At 35.9% G+C, this 18,135-nt stretch carries 19 protein-coding genes; 14 read left to right on the top strand and 5 right to left on the bottom strand.

What is annotated here, in order from left to right; translation table 11 throughout:
* The first annotated feature begins 18 nt into the window (after window positions 1–18).
* The 9 genes from CKV70_RS11500 to yhaM all read left to right on the top strand — a co-directional run bounded on the left by CKV70_RS11500 (window position 19) and on the right by yhaM (window position 10,105).
* Window positions 19–216: a PLDc N-terminal domain-containing protein gene (locus CKV70_RS11500; RefSeq protein ID WP_003740815.1), complete on the top strand. Its 198-nt coding sequence runs from the start codon at window positions 19–21 to the stop codon at window positions 214–216.
* Window positions 216–1,121, top strand: a complete 906-nt coding sequence (locus CKV70_RS11495; protein WP_003731881.1) for an ABC transporter ATP-binding protein — start codon at window positions 216–218, stop codon at window positions 1,119–1,121. The genes CKV70_RS11500 and CKV70_RS11495 overlap by 1 nt, the downstream gene beginning before the upstream one ends.
* Window positions 1,118–1,912, top strand: coding sequence for an ABC transporter permease (locus CKV70_RS11490; protein WP_003731882.1), 795 nt, complete (start codon window positions 1,118–1,120; stop codon window positions 1,910–1,912). Before CKV70_RS11495 ends, CKV70_RS11490 begins: the two co-directional genes overlap by 4 nt.
* Window positions 1,913–1,981: 69 nt before the next feature.
* The gene (fumC, locus tag CKV70_RS11485; protein WP_003731883.1) at window positions 1,982–3,349 is read left to right on the top strand and encodes a class II fumarate hydratase; all 1,368 of its coding nucleotides are present in this window, start codon (window positions 1,982–1,984) and stop codon (window positions 3,347–3,349) included.
* Between the two features lie 103 nt (window positions 3,350–3,452).
* Complete coding sequence (locus CKV70_RS11480; protein ID WP_014931008.1) at window positions 3,453–4,586, top strand: DUF445 domain-containing protein; 1,134 nt, start codon at window positions 3,453–3,455, stop codon at window positions 4,584–4,586.
* Between the two features lie 81 nt (window positions 4,587–4,667).
* Window positions 4,668–5,021, top strand: coding sequence for a YlbF/YmcA family competence regulator (locus tag CKV70_RS11475; RefSeq protein ID WP_003723354.1), 354 nt, complete (start codon window positions 4,668–4,670; stop codon window positions 5,019–5,021).
* 142 nt (window positions 5,022–5,163) lie between these two features.
* Complete coding sequence (locus CKV70_RS11470; RefSeq protein ID WP_014601054.1) at window positions 5,164–6,399, top strand: metallophosphoesterase family protein; 1,236 nt, start codon at window positions 5,164–5,166, stop codon at window positions 6,397–6,399.
* Window positions 6,396–9,119, top strand: a complete 2,724-nt coding sequence (locus tag CKV70_RS11465; protein ID WP_014601053.1) for an ATP-binding protein — start codon at window positions 6,396–6,398, stop codon at window positions 9,117–9,119. The genes CKV70_RS11470 and CKV70_RS11465 overlap by 4 nt, the downstream gene beginning before the upstream one ends.
* 44 nt (window positions 9,120–9,163) lie before the next feature.
* Window positions 9,164–10,105 (top strand): 3'-5' exoribonuclease YhaM, encoded by a 942-nt coding sequence (yhaM, locus tag CKV70_RS11460; RefSeq protein WP_009924694.1) that lies wholly within the window; start codon window positions 9,164–9,166, stop codon window positions 10,103–10,105.
* 40 nt (window positions 10,106–10,145) lie between these two features.
* Here yhaM and prsA2 read toward each other — a convergent pair whose 3' ends face one another.
* The 4 genes from prsA2 to CKV70_RS11440 all read right to left on the bottom strand — a co-directional run bounded on the left by prsA2 (window position 10,146) and on the right by CKV70_RS11440 (window position 12,680).
* Window positions 10,146–11,027 (bottom strand): post-translocation chaperone PrsA2, encoded by an 882-nt coding sequence (gene prsA2 / locus CKV70_RS11455; RefSeq protein WP_003724025.1) that lies wholly within the window; start codon window positions 11,025–11,027, stop codon window positions 10,146–10,148.
* A gap of 116 nt (window positions 11,028–11,143) precedes the next feature.
* Window positions 11,144–11,683 carry a DUF3267 domain-containing protein gene (locus CKV70_RS11450; RefSeq protein ID WP_003731889.1) on the bottom strand — a complete coding sequence of 180 codons (540 nt, stop codon included), beginning with the start codon at window positions 11,681–11,683 and terminating at the stop codon, window positions 11,144–11,146.
* A 182-nt stretch (window positions 11,684–11,865) separates the two neighbouring features.
* Entirely contained in the window at window positions 11,866–12,228 is a 363-nt protein-coding gene (locus CKV70_RS11445; RefSeq protein WP_003720598.1) for a YtxH domain-containing protein, read from the bottom strand.
* Window positions 12,229–12,257: 29 nt separating this feature from the next.
* Window positions 12,258–12,680, bottom strand: a complete 423-nt coding sequence (locus tag CKV70_RS11440; protein WP_003723834.1) for an HIT family protein — start codon at window positions 12,678–12,680, stop codon at window positions 12,258–12,260.
* A gap of 160 nt (window positions 12,681–12,840) precedes the next feature.
* Here CKV70_RS11440 and CKV70_RS11435 point away from each other — a divergent pair, with 160 nt between their 5' ends.
* Together CKV70_RS11435 and CKV70_RS11430 are read left to right on the top strand one after the other, a co-directional pair.
* Complete coding sequence (locus CKV70_RS11435; protein WP_003723833.1) at window positions 12,841–13,593, top strand: ABC transporter ATP-binding protein; 753 nt, start codon at window positions 12,841–12,843, stop codon at window positions 13,591–13,593.
* Window positions 13,577–14,800, top strand: a complete 1,224-nt coding sequence (locus CKV70_RS11430) for an ABC transporter permease (RefSeq protein ID WP_003723832.1) — start codon at window positions 13,577–13,579, stop codon at window positions 14,798–14,800. The genes CKV70_RS11435 and CKV70_RS11430 overlap by 17 nt, the downstream gene beginning before the upstream one ends.
* A 38-nt stretch (window positions 14,801–14,838) precedes the next feature.
* Here CKV70_RS11430 and CKV70_RS11425 read toward each other — a convergent pair whose 3' ends face one another.
* Window positions 14,839–15,342 carry an antibiotic biosynthesis monooxygenase family protein gene (locus CKV70_RS11425; RefSeq protein WP_009930965.1) on the bottom strand — a complete coding sequence of 168 codons (504 nt, stop codon included), beginning with the start codon at window positions 15,340–15,342 and terminating at the stop codon, window positions 14,839–14,841.
* 196 nt (window positions 15,343–15,538) lie between these two features.
* On the opposite strand from CKV70_RS11425, the gene hemE reads away from it, so the two are divergent.
* From hemE to CKV70_RS11410, 3 genes are all read left to right on the top strand, one after another.
* Window positions 15,539–16,600 carry a uroporphyrinogen decarboxylase gene (gene hemE / locus CKV70_RS11420; RefSeq protein WP_014931007.1) on the top strand — a complete coding sequence of 354 codons (1,062 nt, stop codon included), beginning with the start codon at window positions 15,539–15,541 and terminating at the stop codon, window positions 16,598–16,600.
* Window positions 16,597–17,526, top strand: coding sequence for a ferrochelatase (gene hemH, locus CKV70_RS11415; RefSeq protein ID WP_010989926.1), 930 nt, complete (start codon window positions 16,597–16,599; stop codon window positions 17,524–17,526). Before hemE ends, hemH begins: the two co-directional genes overlap by 4 nt.
* 156 nt (window positions 17,527–17,682) lie before the next feature.
* On the top strand, window positions 17,683–18,027 hold the full coding sequence (locus tag CKV70_RS11410; protein ID WP_014601052.1) for a hypothetical protein: 345 nt from the start codon (window positions 17,683–17,685) through the stop codon (window positions 18,025–18,027).
* Window positions 18,028–18,135 lie beyond the last annotated feature (108 nt).

Here is an 18,135-nt window from a genome sequence, read left to right as displayed (position 1 = left end):
AAGGATGAGGTGAGTACATTGGATAAAACACAAATTGCATTAATTATACCCGTAATTCTTCTCTATTTAGCTTTATTATTAACAGCTATTATTGACTTAACAAAAAACTGGAATGAACGAAAAAATCCGGTTATCTGGCTAGTTGTTATTATCGTTATCAACATTTTTGGCCCAATTGCCTACTTTATTTTTGGCCGAAAAGAGGAAGGTAACTAATGAAAAAATTAGAAATTCAAGGGCTAAAGAAAAAATATAATGGCAAATGGGTCATTAAAGGAATTGACCTCACTATCAATGAAAAAGAATGTGTGGCACTTATCGGTCCTAATGGGGCTGGAAAATCAACGATGATTAATATGATTGTCCAAATCTTAACACAGGATGAAGGACAAATTACTTTAGATGGTGAAAGTGCAAAATTAGTTCGAGAGAAAATTGGTTTTTTACCGCAGTATCCAGAATTTTATGGTTGGATGAGTGCGACGGAATGCCTTCATTTTATGGGAAAGCTATCTAATATGGAAAAGACGGATCTAAAAGCTCGTATTAACGAGGTCTTATTATTGGTAGGGTTAGAAGAGAGTGCAAATAAAAAAATTAGTACGTATTCAGGTGGAATGCGACAACGACTCGGGATTGCTCAAGCCATTTTGCATCGACCAGAACTCCTTGTACTAGATGAACCAGTATCTGCACTTGATCCTATTGGTCGCCGCGAAATGATGCTGCTATTAGACAAACTAAAAAAAGAGATTACTATCTTATTTTCTACACATATTTTAAAAGATGCTGAAGAAATTTGTGACCGCATTGCCATTATCAAAAATGGCGAATTAGTTGCAGATAAAACCGTAGTGCAACTTATGGAAGAAGAAAGCTCTCCGGTGTTTGATGTCGAATTTAATGGAAATAGTGAAGCTTGGCAAACGTTACTGCTTCAAAATAAATACGTGGAAAAAATTGAAAAAGTTGGAATGGTCTATCAAGTTTACACAACTAATCAAAAAGCTGGATCAGAAGCTGTTTTGAGCTCTTTATTACAAATAGATGGTGAATTTATTCGTGTTGAAAATAGACACCAAAGTTTAGAGGAAATTTTTATGGAGAAGGTGGGCAAATGACACATTTTAATGCTTTATTAGCAAAAGAATGGCTGGAACAACGTCGAAGTTTAAAAATTATCTGGCTTCCGATTGTATTCGCACTTCTTGGGCTCACACAACCACTAATGATGTATTTTTTACCAGAAATTCTAAAAGCAGTTGGCACAGGGGCGGAAACGGAGCAGGTAGTTGCACTAATGGGGAATCAATCAGCTCAGGAAGTGATGGCACAAACACTAGGCTCCCAGTTTGATCAAATTGGTATTATCATTATCATCGTTGTTGCGATGGCTTGTATTCAAAATGACCGAACAAGAGGTATGTTGGCATTTATTATGACAAGGCCAGTGAGCGCTGTGGAATACGTGTTATCGAAATGGGTAATGCAATGTGTGGTGGGGTTAAGTTCGCTTTTAATCGGCTATGTCTTGGCTGCTTACTATACGTACTTTCTATTTGGAGAATTAGCGATTAATTCATTAGTTGAGGGATTTTTTGTGTATGCCGTTTGGTTTATTTTTGTTATTAGTTTGGTGGTTTTTGCGAGCTCAATTTTTGATAGTAATGCCGTTGTTGCAATGATTAGTGTCTTTATAGCGATTGTTTTAGGACTAATCAGTGGACTTGGTGGCTGGATTCAAATATTTAATCCGGCGTATTTAAGTAAAAATGCGACTATGCTTATTATGTCCGGTAAGACGATGGATTATTTTATTCCCACAATTTTGATTACTGCAGCCTGGATTATCTTACTTGTAGGCTTGACTGTTCTAATGATTAAAATAAAAGCACTTCCAAAAACGGAATAGCGAACATTTTCCATGTGTTTTGCGAAAACATCCGCTTTATACTAAAATAGAATAAAAAGGGGTGGCGAAATGGAACGAATAGAGCGAGATACGCTTGGAGAAATTTCTGTAGATGCGACGAAATATTGGGGAGCGCAAACAGAACGAAGTAAAAGGAATTTTGCTATTGGTGATAATCCTATGCCGATAGAAATTATATATGCTTTTGCTCAGTTAAAGAAAGCCACTGCAAAAGTGAACGCAGCAGAAGGAAAACTAGCCGAAGAAAAAGCGATAGCGATTGGCCAGGTTTGTGATCAAATCATTCAAGGAGAACTAGATGAGCATTTTCCTTTAGTCGTTTGGCAAACAGGAAGCGGAACGCAGAGCAACATGAATGTCAATGAAGTTATCGCACACGTTGCCAACTTAACTTTAGGCGAAGGACAAATTCATCCAAATGATGATGTTAACATGTCACAAAGCTCGAACGACACATTTCCAACAGCGATGCACATTGCCGCATACGGGGCTTTAGTAACAAAACTTTTACCAGAAATAACTAAAATGGAAGCTGTTTTGACAGAGAAGAAAAATAAATATATGCATCTCGTTAAAATTGGTAGAACGCATTTACAAGATGCAACTCCTTTAACACTTGGTCAAGAAATTAGTGGCTGGGAAGCATGTCTTACAAATAATAAAAACTATCTTGAAACAAGTATGAAAGCAATTTTGCCACTTGCAATTGGCGGGACTGCAGTTGGAACGGGCTTAAATGCCTCACGTGATTTTGGTGATAAGGTTGCCGAAGAATTGATGAAACAAACGGGATATCCTTTTACTTCTGATTCCAATAAGTATTTTGCTTTAACTAGTCATAGTCCGATTAATTTTGTTCATGGCGCCATTCGTAGCCTTGCTTCGGATCTAATGAAAATTGCTAATGATATCCGTTTATTAGCAAGTGGACCACGTAGCGGCATAGGTGAGCTAGAGATACCAGCTAATGAACCAGGAAGCTCTATTATGCCCGGGAAAGTAAACCCTACCCAATGTGAAGCAATTACGATGGTAGCGGCTCAAGTCATGGGAAATGATGTGACAATTAATGTTGCCGCAAGCCAAGGGAACTTTGAGTTAAATGTCTACAAGCCGGTTATCATTTTTAATTTCCTAGAATCTATCAAACTTCTTGCAGATAGCATGCGTTCGTTCCGAGTGCATTGTTTGGAAGGACTTACTGCGAATGAAAAAGTTATTGAAACAAAAGTAAATGACTCCCTAATGCTTGTTACAGCATTGAATCCGCATATCGGCTATGAAAAAGCTGCTAAAATTGCCAAACTGGCTTTTGATGAAAATACGACATTAAAAGAAGCGGCAATCAAAACCGGCTTTGTGACAGAAAAAGAATTTGATTTGTGGATAAATCCATTGAAAATGACTAATTTGTAATCTCATACTTTAGAATGAACTTCCCTAGAAACAATTGTTGTCTAGGGATTTTTCACGTATAATGAAACCACTTTTACTAGACAAATATTAGGAGATGCAAAACATGTCAGTGTTATTTACGATACTTTTAATGGCAGTGATTGGCGGATTTATTGGCGCAATGACGAATTATATAGCCATCCGAATGCTTTTTCGCCCCTACAAAGCCATTTACCTATTTAATAAACGTTTACCATTTACCCCAGGTTTAATCCCAAAACGACGTGATGAACTAGCCGAGCACATCGGAAAAGTAGTAGTGAGTCATTTGCTTACAGAAGACGCCATTCGTGCTCGTTTGCTAGATGAGAATTTACAAAAAGAAATAACTGATACCATTACGAAAATGTTCCATGAAAAAATGAAATTAGAAACAACACCTAATGAACTCCTACATCATTTTGGTTATGAAAATGCAGAAATCCGTTCTATGGCATGGATAGAAAAAACCTTAGAGAAAGAAATCAACCACTTTCTAACTACTAAAAAAACGACAAAAATGAGCGATTTAATTCCAACAATGTTAGAGTCAGAACTAACAACTAAACTACCACATGTAACAGAAAGAATCACGAGCAAAATGACATTATTTGTAGCGAGTGAAGAAGGCAAAATCCAAATTAAACAAATGCTACAAAAATTCTTTGAAGAACACGGCAAAATGGGAAGCATGGCTAGAATGTTTATTAATATCGATAGCTTTTCTGAAAAAATTCCACAAGAAGGCTTAAAACTCATTGGTCAAGAAGACACCAAAAATCTAATTAACCAGCTTCTAACAACAGAATGGAAAAACTTCGAAGCAAAAGAATTACAAGAGCTTATCCCGACTGAAAAGCAAGCTCATTTAGCTGGACAACTTACTTCTGAACTTATCCAAACTTTACCTCATGAGAAATTATTTAATCAGCCCATTCAAGTGATACTACGTGGCTATGAGGCAGCTATTACAGAAAAAGTAATTCCATTTGCAGTAGAACGGATGCTTGATTTTGTAGCAACGCATAGCGCGGAAATAGTAGAGAGAATGGACTTAGCGAAACTAGTCGAAACACAAATTGCCACTTTTTCTTTACCTGAAATCGAAAAACTTGTTGTAGAGATTTCTGGAAGAGAATTGAAAATGATTACTTATTTAGGTGGGATTTTAGGAGGTTTTATTGGAATTATTCAAGGAATTCTCGCAATGTGGATTTAGTTCTTTTATACTGGAATAACCGGCGACTTTTTGTTATAGTGAAACAGAAGTGACAAATACAGATATTTGGAGGATTTATCAATGGCAGTTAATATTTATGATTTAGCACATGATTTAGACAAAGGAATTCGTGAAACACCTGAATTCATCAGCTTGCAAGATGCATACCGTGAAGTAAACGAAAATGCAGATGCAAAAGCAAAATTCGAACGTTTTCGCGATGTTCAAGTAACTATCCAAGAAAAACAAATGACTGGTCAAGAAATTGACGATGAAACAGTAGATGTAGCACAACAAGTAGCGCAAGAAGTTCAAGAAAACGAACTAATCGTTAAACTAATGGAAAAAGAGCAAGCGATGAGCACAATTATCAATGATCTAAATCGCATTATCATGACGCCATTACAAGATCTTTATAATGTAGCTAATGATTAATTTTCGTTAAACCAAGTGGCTCTATTATTTGTTATTTATTTAGCAGATAATAGGGTCATTTTTTTATTGGAAATGCTTGTACCTAATGCAATAGTACGATATAATAAGAACGTATATTCGGTTTTTATAGGAGGCGAAAGTCATGAAAGAAATCAGATTTTTACATATGGCTGATTTACATTTAGATAGTCCTTTCATCGGGCTTTCGACGCTACCACAGCCGCTTTTTTCTGCTATACAAGAAAGCACATTTCAATCATTAGAACGGATTACAACTGTGGCGATAAAAGAAGCAGTAGATTTCGTTTTAATTGCTGGAGATATATATGATAGTGAAGATCAAAGTGTCCGTGCTCAAGCGCGTTTTGCAAAAGAAATGAAACGGTTAGAAGTGGCGAACATCCCCGTGTTTATGATTCATGGAAATCATGATTTTATAGAAAAGCATAAAGAAAAACTCGCATTACCAAGCAATGTTCACGTTTTTTCAGAGCAAGTAGAAGTAATGTTGCATAAAACAGCCACCGGTGTGAGCGTTAATATTTATGGATTTAGTTACAATGAACGCCATATTCGCTCAAGCCGAATAGATGAATACAAGGTTCAAGGTGATGCTGATTTTCATATTGCGTTATTACATGGCTCAGAAGTATCTAGTAGCGAGGAACATGATGTCTACGCCCCATTTCGCGTGCAAGAAATTAGCAAAAAAGGTTTTGACTACTGGGCACTAGGTCATATTCATAAGAGACAATTGCTTGCAGAGTCTCCTAGCATTTATTACCCAGGAAATATTCAAGGGCGAAACCGCAAAGAATCAGGTGAAAAAGGCGCAAGTATCATCAACTTATCAGAAGCAAGTACAACAATTGATTTTATTGGTACAAGTCCGATTATTTGGGAAGAAATTATCATCCCGTTGCCGAAAAATAGTGAAATAAATGCCTTTTACCGAGAAATTACTAATGTTCTAGAAAGTTATCAAGGACGTAGCCATTCGTATTTTCTTCATATAATTATTCAAATGGCTAGTTCGCAAAAAATAAATACAAATGACTGGTTGCAAATGCTTCAAGAAGAAGTAGAGCTTTCAAACACTACTTTTGTGTGGGTCCACAAATTGACAACTGAGATAACGAATCGAAGTAATCTACAAACATGGTATGAATCGCATTTAGCAGGAGAAGAAATTATGCGCTCATTTGAGCAACTACAAGATGAATCAGCTTTTTATCAATCAGTAGAAGCGCTGTATCTTGAAAGTGGTGCAAACAGATACTTGGATGATTTGTCGGAACAAGAGCGTGAGAGACTCTTGGAAAATGCTTTAATGGAACTAGGAATGACACTTGCAGAAGTGGAGGGTGATGAAAAATGAGAATAACATCCATTGATATCATTGGTTATGGGAAATGGTCCGATGCTCATTTTAATAACATCGCCAATTTTCAAGTTTTCTATGGTGAAAATGAAGCCGGAAAATCAACTATTATGGCTTTTATACATAGTATTTTGTTTGGTTTTCCAACGAAACAACAATCAATACCACGCATGGAGCCAAAAAACGGTGGACCATACGGCGGAAGATTAACGCTAGAAGACACCTCTTTTGGAAAAGTCATCATTGAACGTTTAAAAGGAAAAGCAACTGGAGATGTTCGAATATATTACGGTGATGGTCAAACTGCTGGAGAAGAAAAATTGCCAGAAATTATTGGCGAAATTGATCGAAACACCTATGAGGCTATCTTTTCTTTTGATATACACGGATTACAAAATATTCATCAATGGAAGAAGAAAGAGTTTGAACGCTATTTGTTAGCGACAGGAACAACTGGCTCGGATGCACTTTTAAAAACAGCAGAAACATTACAAAAAAAACTAGATAGTCTTTATAAACCAAGTGGGCGAAATCCAGTAATCAATCAACAGCTTAAAAGAGTAAAAGAAGCCCAACAAGCTTTTCAAAATGCCAAAAAGCAAAATGCGCAATATGAAGAATTAATTAATGAGAAAGAGCAAGCGTCAGCAAGACAAGCAGAGTTGCAAATAGAAAAAACAACTAAACGAGTAGAGTTAGATACATTAGAAACATTAGGGGATTTGTGGCCATTATACCAAGAATGGAAAGCACTAAGTAATAAGGCTTCCCAAAAAAAGGAAGCTACTTTTCCGCCAGATGGAATTATACGATTAGAACACCTACAGCTCCGAGAAAAAGAATGGCAAAATCAGCTTATTCAATTGGAAGAACGTAAAAAAAATCTAATTAGCAACAATGATTATGAACATAGCGCTTTTTTTGCCAAAAATGAAGCAGAAATAACATATTTAATCGAAACCTATGCAGCTTTTGGAGAGCGAGAAATCCAGTTAAAGAATTTAAAACAAGAGATTAATTTTCATCAAGTTGACTCAAAACAAACATTTAGAGTATGGACGAGCGAACTTGAACAAACAATGACCCGTTTAAAAGAAAAAGAACAGTTCCACAAAGAGCAACAACATGAAATTCAGTTAAAATTAAAACTTACTAATGATACAGAAGAAAAACTCCAAAAGAAGATTGATCAAATAGAAATGGATATGTGGGATAATAGAACATTCCAACAAGCAAAAGAAAAAATGCAACAGAAGCCTAAAACATTTAGAACTAAGACTTTTGTTTCATTTGGCATTTTTGCTGTAGCTTTATCACTGATGATTGTTTTCCAATCTATCTGGAGTGTAGCACTTGTTTTTGTATCTGCGCTTATTGTGGGTTATGCAATTATGACTACATGGAAAGCACTTCCAACAAACAATGAACAACTTTTAGTTTTTTTAGAACAAAAGAAAATAAGGCAAGAATGGCAACAGCTTCTCAACGAAATGGACATTATTGCATCACAAATAGCTGAACTAAGAGCAACCGAGAATAAACTAAACGAAACAATTTATCAACATACAATGGAATTAAAACAACTTTTTTCTGATTTAGGAATAAAACATAATCCCGATGCAAATTGGGCATATGAGCTTGCGGTTTATAAAAAAAATAGTGAAAAAGCTCAACTTGCAATGGAACTTATCTCAAAACTAGAACCATTAGCAGAGAAACAAGAAGTATATAAAGCAAGACTTGCAAACTTAGAATTGCCTGGAAAATATACGGATACAGAAGAAAAAATCACTTTTTTACGACAAGGCTTGCTCTATTATCGGAACCACTTAACTGAAAATGCAAAGCTTGCAGAAAAGTTGGAACAAGTAACGATGCAACTAGACTTAGTTAAGCAAGATTTATTGCTCATAAAGAAAGAAAAAGCAGATTTATTAGCGAGTGCTAATGCGAAGAATGAAGAAGAATTTCGTATGGCTGCAATTCGTGTAAAAGAAGAACAGAATTGGCGAGAACGATTAGTTCTAATAGAAGCCCAACTTGAACCAGAAAAGCGAATAGCTCTAAATCAATATGAAAACCAAGCAACTATCAAAGAAAAAGAGCTGCAATTGGAAGAAACACTTCGCCAAATAGAACTAGAACAAGAAAAAATCCATGCCTCACTCGCGGCACAAAACCACGCAATACACAAATTAGAAGAAGGCGGGACTTTCGCGGTATTGATGCAAGAATTCTATTCGGAAAAGAGCAAACTACAACAAATAGCAGTCGAATGGACAGAAACAAAACTGGCGCTTCAAATTTTACAAGATACAATGCAACGGTTACAAGAAGGAAAACTTCCTAAAACGTTAAAATTAGCAAGTGAATATTTCAACCACTTAACTAATGGTAACTATGACAAAGTATACTTACAAGATAATAGGCTTCAAGTAGAAAGTAAGAATGTTGTACCATTCTTCCCAGAAGAGCTAAGCCAAGCAACAAAAGAACAATTATATTTGGCTATTCGTTTTGCCTTAATTGATGTGATTCATAAAGATTTTCCACTACCAATCATTATTGATGATGGATTTGTGCATTTTGATTCTGCTAGGATGGGACAAATGATGCAACTGCTCCGAAAAAGAAAAAGTGAAAACCAAGTCATTTTTTTCACATGCCATCAAGAAACTCGCAAATATTTTTCCAGTGAGGACATACGCATGCTATAATGGGTGGAGAAACTTCTTACTACAGAAAGAAAGAAGGCGATAAAATGGAAAAAAGATTATTAGATTTTGAAGTTGGAGAAACAGTAGACCTATTCTTGCTAATTAAATCAAGTGTAAAAGGAACGGCTAGCAACGGAAAGCCATTCTTGAGTCTTGTTTTACAAGATAAATCGGGTGAATTAGAAGCAAAACTATGGGATGTTAAAGAAAGTGATGAAGCGAATTACGGGGTACAACAAATAGTTCACCTTATGGGTGATATTCAAAATTATCGTGGTCGAAAACAATTGAAAATCCGCCAAATTAGGCAAGCTACAGCACTGGACGGTGTTAGTGCTAGTGAATTTATGGAAACCGCGCCAATTAATAAAGAAGAAATGGCCGATGAAATCACACAATATATTTTCGAAATGAAAAATGCGAATTTGCAACGAATTACGCGCGCATTGCTTAAAAAATATCAAGATGATTTTTATGATTATCCGGCGGCAATGCGTCATCATCATGAATTTGTTTCCGGTTTGAGTTTTCATGTAGTTTCGATGTTACGACTTGCAAAATCAGTTGCCGATCTTTACCCATCTGTTAATCGAGACTTATTATACGCAGGTGTGATTTTACATGATTTAGGAAAAGTCATTGAACTTTCAGGCCCAGTATCAACGACGTATACACTAGAAGGTAATTTAATTGGCCATATTTCCATCGTAGTAGAAGAGGTGAGCAAAATTGCTGACGAACTTTCGATTGATGGTGAAGAAGTCGTGGTTTTAAAACACGTTCTTCTATCTCATCATGGTAAAGGTGAGTGGGGGAGTCCAAAACCACCGCTTGTACGTGAAGCCGAGATTTTACACCAAATTGATTTAATGGACGCTTCCTTGAACATGATGGATAAAGTACTAAAACATACAAAACCGGGCGAATTCAGTGAACGAGTATTTGGATTAGATAATCGTTCGTTTTATAATCCTACATTTGAATAAAAAAACACGCTTGGAAATTTCCAAGCGTGTTTTTTAGTGCTTATTTAGATGAATCGCTATCACTGGATGAAGAACCATCAAAATCTTTAAAAGCATCTTTCAAGTCTTTGTCTTCCACTTTCACGTTAGCATCTTTGTATTCTTTTTTAAGTGTTTTTTGCATGTTCTCAGTAGTTAATTGAGACTCAAGGTAAGAAGCTTTTACAGCTTTTTTATCTTTTTCAAAAGTTGTTTTTGTTGCAGGTTTGTCCATTTGGATGATGTGGTATCCGTATTGTGTTTTTACTGGAGCACTGATGTCGCCTTTGTTTTTAAGGGCATAAGCTGCTTTTTCAAATGCTGGATCCATTTTACCAGGACCGAATGGAGCTAATTGTCCACCATTGTCTTTAGTAGCAGTATCTGTAGAATATTCTTTCGCTAAATCAGCAAATTTTTCGCCATCTTTCAGTTTTTGTTCAACTTCTTTGGCTTTGTTTTCATCAGCTACAAGAATATGGCTTACAGTAATATCTGGTTGCCAAGTTTCATAGTATTTTTTAAGTGTTTTGTCGCTAGTGTCAGTATTGGCTTCGGTAGCTTTTTGAACTAACAGGTTGTACTTAAGTTGGCTTTTGAAAGATTTCTCAGTTAAGCCACTTTGAGCTAAAACTGCAGAGAATTGATCTCCGTATTGTGATTTATACTCGTTGAATTTCTTGTCAACATCTTCGTCGCTTACTTTGTATTTATCGCCAAGAATTTTTTCGAAAGTCAGTTGTTGTACGAATTCAGAGCCATATTTATCTTTCATTGCGTCATAAAGTTCGTCTTTTGTTACATCGCCAGAGTCTGTCTTAACGACATCTCCGCCGCCACCGCACGCTGCTAGACTGAACAATGCCATCATCATGACAAGTCCAAGAATTAATTTCTTCTTCATTAAATAAAACACACTCCTTAGTTGTTGGAATAATTCCCGCTTAACACAATAACTATCATAACATAAATTAAAGGTAAAAAGAAAAGATGAAAGAAATTTAATGATATTCTTATGGTTTAGTCAGAAATTAAAACAGAAAATCCACGTTCTGCACTTTCGATAAAGCAATTCTTCGGCATTTTCCATAATTTTTTAATATGTGTAAAATCAGAAAAGCTCATTCCGAAATGGACAGATAGTAATAATAGGAACATACCGGAATGTCCGATTGGTGTGAAAAGCATTAATGCGACTAAAATAGTTGTTATAATCACAAATGGTAAAATTAACGAAAAAATGTAATGCCATTTTGGTATTATTCGCTTAATATTTAATTTGATACAAGGAAGGAAAAAGAAATGAATACGCCACTGAATAACAGTTCCTTCACGGTATTTAAAGCATCCAAGAATATGAAGTAATTTATGAATTGGGTAAATTAAAATAATACCTAAAAAGCTAGCAAGTTGATAATCATTTGTGAGTTGATCAGGATAGATCAAATGTTGTGTTAAAAAACAAATACATACGGCAGCTAGCCAGACAAGAATTCCTTTTAGGAAAAGTCGATTAAATTCGTCTCGTCGCTCTGTGTTGATTGATTTTAGGCAGCGCATTGTAAGCTTTCCTCCAGTTATAGCTAAAATAGTGCTCTTCCATCAGAAGGCACCATAGTATTGTATGCTCAAATGCTACAAAATTCAAGCTTTTTTTAGAGAAATTATTGTCTAATTATGACGGTTTTTTGAAAGGGATTTTAGACAAATAAAAAAACTGAGCAGTCGCCCAGTTTCTCTACTTATTTATTATCTTTTTTTAGCGTTTTTTCTAAGTCAGAAATTGTTTTTTGCATATCTTTGATTTCGTCTTTTAAGCGTTTCTTCTCCGGTTCCATTTCTTCATTCCATTTGGAAACAGATTCCATGATGTCAGAAGAAACATCTTTTAATAAAGTGGAACCTTCTGTGCCGAGAACTTGAACGGATTGGATAAGCTCATTTGCATTATATGCGAGTTCTTTCAAAATAACACTTGCTTCACCTGATTTAGCGACAATATCTTTTCGAAGCTCATTGCCGGATTTTGGAGCAAATAATACCGAGGCTGCGGCTCCAATTGCCCCACCAGCTAAAATACCGAAAATAAGTGATTTTTTATTCATTTATACTCCACTCCATCCATAAAGTCATTTTAGTCTACTTTTGCTGCAATAAGTTCAGCAATTTCTTGGTAACGTTCTTGTGTGTACCAGTCTGCGTTATCTTTCCATTTTAACCCAAAGTCGTCTGATTTGCTATACCTTGGTATTAAATGGATGTGACAATGAAAAACAGATTGGAAAGCAACTTCTTCATTATTATTTAAAATATTTAATCCTTGAATCGGTAAAGCTTCTTTTAATGCCCGCGCGATTTTTGGTACGCGGCGGAATAATTCAGCGGCCGTTTCATCGGGTAAATCGAATGTGTTCCTAGCATGTTTTTTGGGAATTACGAGTGTATGACCTTCTGTAACTTGGCCTAAATCGAGGAAAGCATATACTTCATCATCTTCATACACTTTGGCAGAAGGAATTTCACCACGAACTATTTTGCAGAAAATGCAATCGTCCATTAAGTATGACCACCTTTCATTACATATAATTATGTACTATTTTAATTTAACATAAAAAGCAGTGAAAAGCATGTGTTAGATAGTAGGTGGTGGATTATTTTGACAGTTCAAGGGACGAATATGCTATTATTAACTAAAGATTACGTAAGGAGGTATGGAAATGGCTTTAGTAGAAGTTGAACACCTGACGGGCGGGTATACCAAACGTCCAGTCTTAAAAGATATTTCATTTGCGATTGAAGAAAAACAAATTGTTGGCTTAATTGGGCTAAACGGGGCAGGGAAAAGTACGACCATTAAGCATATAACTGGTCTAATGCATCCTAAACAAGGAACGATTAAAATCAATGGGCACCAATTAGTGGAAGATACAGAAACATATAGAAAGCAATTCTCTTATATCCCTGAAACACCTGTATTATATGAGGAATTAACCTTAAAAGAACATTTAGAATTAACAGGTATGGCTTATGGTATATCAGAAGAAGAACTGCAAGCAAGAATGAAGCCTCTTTTAAAGGAGTTTCGTTTAGAGAAAAAACTTAATTGGTTTCCAGCTCATTTTTCTAAAGGGATGAAACAAAAAGTAATGATTATGTCGGCTTTTTTAATTGAGCCTAAATTATATATTATCGATGAGCCCTTTGTTGGTTTAGATCCGCTTGGAATCCAGTCACTGCTTAATTGGATGGATGAAATGCGAAGTAAGGGTGCAAGCATTTTGATGTCAACGCACATACTTGCAACGGCTGAGAAATATTGCGATACGTTCATTATTATTCATCAAGGTGAAATTCGCGCAGAAGGAACATTAAAAGACTTGCAAACAAATTTCGAAATGCCAGGAGCTTCACTTGATGAAATTTACATTCAGTTGACAAAGGAAGAGGAAGCTGATGAAGATGATATTTGACAGCAAAGCGCTTTGGAAAGAACGTTTTAGTGCCTATACGACCGAAGTCATGCGCTATCTTCGTTATATGTTTAATGATCATTTGCTTTTTGTGCTTGTGATTGGACTTGGAGCGGGAATTTTTTATTACGCTGGTTGGGTGAAGACACTTGAGCCAACATTCCCCGTTATTCCGTTAATGGTTATTTTACTCACTGCTTCTATTGCCGTTAGTCCTGTTGCCACGTTGTTGAAAAAACCGGATATTGTTTATTTAATTGTACAGGAAAAAGCAATGGATACGTATTTTTCTCAAGCAAAAATAGCAAGTTTCTTCATGCAATTATATGTTTTTGTGATTGTGCTTGGGGTTTGTATGCCGATGTATGTGGAAGTGACAAAGGTTCCATATAGTCAGTTTTTCACTTTGTTTATTGTACTTAGTATGCTTAAAGCATGGAATATTTATTTTGGCTGGGAAAGCATGAAATTTGAAGAAGCGGACACAACATGGATGTTTATTCGTGTTATCCTTAACGCTATTTTAATTTATATTGCATTAATAGCAGCCCCTTACATTTCTATTCCTTTGGTTTTAGTAGTACTTGCGGCGAGTTACTACTGGCTTCGAACTAAAACTGCAAAAGTAACTTTACGCTGGGAATATTTAGTGGATAAAGAAGAAGCGCGGATGAATCGGTTCTATCGTTTAGTGAATCTATTTACGGATGTACCTCACTTGCGAGGAACGGTTCGCAGACGGAGCTATCTCGATTTCCTTTATCAACCAATTCCATATGCGAAAAGAAAAACATTTGCTTATTTGTTCAGTCGGACATTTATTAGAACAAATGAATATGCCGGTCTATACATTAGACTTACTGTGATTGCAGTTATTTTACTTGTGTTTGTTCAAGGTTTTTATTTAAGTATTATTTTTTCGCTACTATTTTTGTATTTAACTGGTTTTCAATTTATTCCGATGTTAAAACATTATGATGCGCAAATTATGCTACGACTTTACCCGATTAATGATCGTTATCGTCATCGCAGTTTTATCCATTTTCTACGGATTTTGTTACTCGCTCAAGCACTGCTCTTTAGCGTGATTGGTATTGCACAAAATGGAACCATCGGCGGGATGATTATTTTAGGAATTAATTTGGCTTTTGTAGTCATCTTCACGTTCCTTTATGCTCCAGTCAGAATGAAAAAAATGTACGAATGAAAAAAGCGATTTGGATGATTGGTCCAAATCGCTTTTTCCTATTTAGCATCATGGGAAAATTCTGGATAATGATAAATATCTTCATGTGAGAATCCAGATTGAGTATTATTTTTTCTCATGATATTTGTAATTTCTTTTGATAAAGGTGATTTTTTCCAGTCATGAAAGAATACTTCAGAATCCCAAAAGGAAATAATTAAAAATTTATTCATATTCATCGCTTTTGTGAGTTTTGTACTTTGCAAGCCAGGCGTTTCACTAAAATGAAGACTAGCTCGTTGATACATTTGCAAGAAAATAGGGATTTCTTCATCGCGGAGGTGGATATATTCAAAGACGACTACTCCAAAACCTTTTATGGAACCACTGCTTTGCAATACTCGATACTCAGCACCTTCTTGGAAAAGTTTTTCACCAGTCGACTCTTGATACAAAAGTGATTGGGAAAAGTTTTGCAGAAGTGTCACATTTCCGCCAGTATAATTCGCCATTAATTGACGAAGGTAGTGCTCCGTTCCAGTTGTGATAAATACTTTTTTCATAATAAGTCCTTCTTTCAGTTTTATTCCATTAAGAAAAATGATTACACCTTTATTTTCCACGTTTTTCATAATTGAAACAGCTGATAGGCAATTTGTTTGGTTTTATACAAATTTTCTAGTATCCTTTTATCTGGAGAAGTTATTTATTGTTCTGTTGCCTATTGTGTGTAAATGAACAAAGAAGGGAAGCGACTCGATGACAAAAATAACGAAACATTTATTTTTAAAAGCAGCGCGAAAAGAACAAGTTGACCGAATTCCGGTTTGGTATATGAGACAAGCAGGGAGATCTCAACCAGAATATCGCAAATTAAAAGAAAAATACTCTCTATTTGAGATTACTCATCAGCCAGAAATATGTGCTTATGTAACCAAATTACCAGTAGATCAATATGGTGTTGATGCAGCCATTTTATACAAAGATATTATGACACCACTTCCGGGGATGGGAGTAGACGTTGAAATCAAATCTGGTATTGGTCCAGTCATACATAATCCTATTAGATCTTTTCAAGATGTAGAAAAACTGACAATTTTCAAACCAGAAATAGAAGTTCCTTATGTGCTTGATACGATAAAATTATTAGCAGATGATATGTTAGATGTGCCTTTAATTGGCTTTGCAGGTGCACCGTTTACGTTAGCAAGCTATATGATAGAAGGTGGTCCATCGAAAAATTACCACCAAACAAAAAGCTTCATGTATCGCGAACCAGAAGTTTGGGCAATATTAATGGAAAAATTGGGACGAATGACTGCGAACTATTTGATTGCGCAAATTAATGCAGGGGCTTCTGCGGTGCAATTGTTTGATTCTTGGGTAGGAGCACTTAGTCGAGCTGACTATGCTGAATACATTCGACCAGTAATCGAAATGATTGTTAGAGAAGTGAAAGCAGTTCATCCAACAACCCCAATTATTATGCAAGCAGTTGGCGCAAGTCATCTTTTAGAAGAATGGGAAACAATGCCACTTGATGTCGTTGGCGTCGATTGGCGAGAAACCATCACAAGTGCTCGGAAAAAAGTTCCAACAAAAGCAATTCAAGGAAATCTGGATCCGTCCACACTTCTTGCACCAGAGAAATGTTTAAAAGAAGCAAATCGTATTTTGCAAGAAGGCGTACTAGAACCAGGTTATATTTTTAATTTAGGACATGGAGTTTTCCCAGAAGTACCACCAGAAATGTTGAAACAACTAACTAATTACATCCATGAACGTAGCGAAATTCTATTAAAAAAGGATGATATAAAATGACTAAAAAAGTAGGTCTACTTGTAATGGCATACGGAACACCGTATAAAGATGAAGATATCGAACGTTACTATACAGATATTCGTCATGGTCATAAGCCAAGTGAAGAAATGATTGCCGATTTACGCGGTAGATACCATGCAATCGGCGGACTATCCCCACTTGCAAAAATTACCGAAGCACAAGCCTATGGACTAGAAAAAGCGTTAAATGACTCGCAGGATGAAGTAGAATTCAAGGCATATATCGGTTTAAAACATATTGAACCTTTCATTGAAGATGCGGTAGAAGCTATGCATAAAGACGGAATAGAAGAAGCGATCTCGATTGTTTTAGCGCCACATTACTCTAGCTTTAGTGTCGAGGCTTACAACAAAAGAGCAAAAGAAGCAGCTGATAAACTAGGCGGACCTCGTATCAACGCAATCAATGATTGGTACAAACAACCCAAATTTATCCAAATGTGGGCTGATAGAATTAATGAAACAGCAAAACAAATTCCAGCAGATGAATTATTGGATACTGTTTTAATTGTTTCCGCACACAGTTTGCCAGAGAAAATTAAACAACATAACGATCCGTACCCAAATCAACTTCAAGAAACAGCAGATTTCATTTTCGAAAAAGTAGTAGTGCCTCATTATGCGCTAGGTTGGCAAAGCGAAGGGAAAACTGGGGAGCCGTGGCTTGGACCTGATGTACAAGATTTAACAAGAGAACTTTACGGTCGAGAAAAATATAAACACTTTATCTATACGCCAGTTGGATTTGTGGCAGAACATTTAGAGGTTTTATATGATAATGATTATGAATGTAAAGTAGTTACCGATGAAGTGGGCGCGGCTTATCACCGACCACCAATGCCAAACTCGGATCCAGAATTCTTAGAAGTATTAAGAACAGTTGTCTGGGAAAAATATAGCAATTAAATAAAAGTCTTGCCGGGATATTCGTTATTCCGGCATATTTTTTTGAAATAAAGAAAACGTTTTCAATATTTTTAGCTAAATACTATGAAGTTTTAATCAAATTCTCATCTTCACCGGGCATAATGATAAATATAGAAAGACAGGAGGTTCACCCAAATGAAAAACAAGGCAGAAAAACAAAGAATTGCCACTAATTTGTCACTTTATATGAAAATAAATGGATATACTCATAGAACATTCGCGCTTGCAGTCGGAATTTCCCAGAATACGCTAAAAGCATTAATGATAGGGAAGATGAGAAACGAAAATAAATTCCAAAAATACATATCGCAAATTACAGAAAGTTTGGCACTTGAAGAAAAATTCTTTGAACAACCGAAAGAAGCGATTACATCAGCACCTATCACTTTTCAAGATACAAACAAAATGCATCTTGGAGATGAAAAATTCAATGCTATCAGCTTAATGTTGAAAATTGGCGAGATTCATTACGAATCATAAAAGCTTGGGACTAATTGTCCCGAGCTTTTTTATATGGCGCAAAATAGTAAGATTCAGGGCTTGACGAACCTACCTAACTCACGTAAAATGAAGACAATTTTCAAAATA

The organism is Listeria monocytogenes, from assembly GCF_900187225.1.
In the GTDB taxonomy this organism is placed as follows: Bacteria; Bacillota; Bacilli; order Lactobacillales; family Listeriaceae; genus Listeria; species Listeria monocytogenes.
This window is presented reverse-complemented; position numbering and strand designations above follow the sequence as displayed.

Bases quoted from the DNA above. Each gene is read 5' to 3' on its own strand.
- CKV70_RS11495 (WP_003731881.1), top strand. From the start codon at position 216: ATGAAAAAATTAGAAATTCAAGGGCTAAAGAAAAAATATAATGGCAAA.
- CKV70_RS11490 (WP_003731882.1), top strand. From the start codon at position 1,118: ATGACACATTTTAATGCTTTATTAGCAAAAGAATGGCTGGAACAACGT.
- fumC (WP_003731883.1), top strand. From the start codon at position 1,982: ATGGAACGAATAGAGCGAGATACGCTTGGAGAAATTTCTGTAGATGCG.
- CKV70_RS11480 (WP_014931008.1), top strand. From the start codon at position 3,453: ATGTCAGTGTTATTTACGATACTTTTAATGGCAGTGATTGGCGGATTT.
- CKV70_RS11475 (WP_003723354.1), top strand. From the start codon at position 4,668: ATGGCAGTTAATATTTATGATTTAGCACATGATTTAGACAAAGGAATT.
- CKV70_RS11470 (WP_014601054.1), top strand. From the start codon at position 5,164: ATGAAAGAAATCAGATTTTTACATATGGCTGATTTACATTTAGATAGT.
- CKV70_RS11465 (WP_014601053.1), top strand. From the start codon at position 6,396: ATGAGAATAACATCCATTGATATCATTGGTTATGGGAAATGGTCCGAT.
- yhaM (WP_009924694.1), top strand. From the start codon at position 9,164: ATGGAAAAAAGATTATTAGATTTTGAAGTTGGAGAAACAGTAGACCTA.
- prsA2 (WP_003724025.1), bottom strand. From the start codon at position 11,027: ATGAAGAAGAAATTAATTCTTGGACTTGTCATGATGATGGCATTGTTC.
- CKV70_RS11450 (WP_003731889.1), bottom strand. From the start codon at position 11,683: ATGCGCTGCCTAAAATCAATCAACACAGAGCGACGAGACGAATTTAAT.
- CKV70_RS11445 (WP_003720598.1), bottom strand. From the start codon at position 12,228: ATGAATAAAAAATCACTTATTTTCGGTATTTTAGCTGGTGGGGCAATT.
- CKV70_RS11440 (WP_003723834.1), bottom strand. From the start codon at position 12,680: ATGGACGATTGCATTTTCTGCAAAATAGTTCGTGGTGAAATTCCTTCT.
- CKV70_RS11435 (WP_003723833.1), top strand. From the start codon at position 12,841: ATGGCTTTAGTAGAAGTTGAACACCTGACGGGCGGGTATACCAAACGT.
- CKV70_RS11430 (WP_003723832.1), top strand. From the start codon at position 13,577: ATGAAGATGATATTTGACAGCAAAGCGCTTTGGAAAGAACGTTTTAGT.
- CKV70_RS11425 (WP_009930965.1), bottom strand. From the start codon at position 15,342: ATGAAAAAAGTATTTATCACAACTGGAACGGAGCACTACCTTCGTCAA.
- hemE (WP_014931007.1), top strand. From the start codon at position 15,539: ATGACAAAAATAACGAAACATTTATTTTTAAAAGCAGCGCGAAAAGAA.
- hemH (WP_010989926.1), top strand. From the start codon at position 16,597: ATGACTAAAAAAGTAGGTCTACTTGTAATGGCATACGGAACACCGTAT.
- CKV70_RS11410 (WP_014601052.1), top strand. From the start codon at position 17,683: ATGAAAAACAAGGCAGAAAAACAAAGAATTGCCACTAATTTGTCACTT.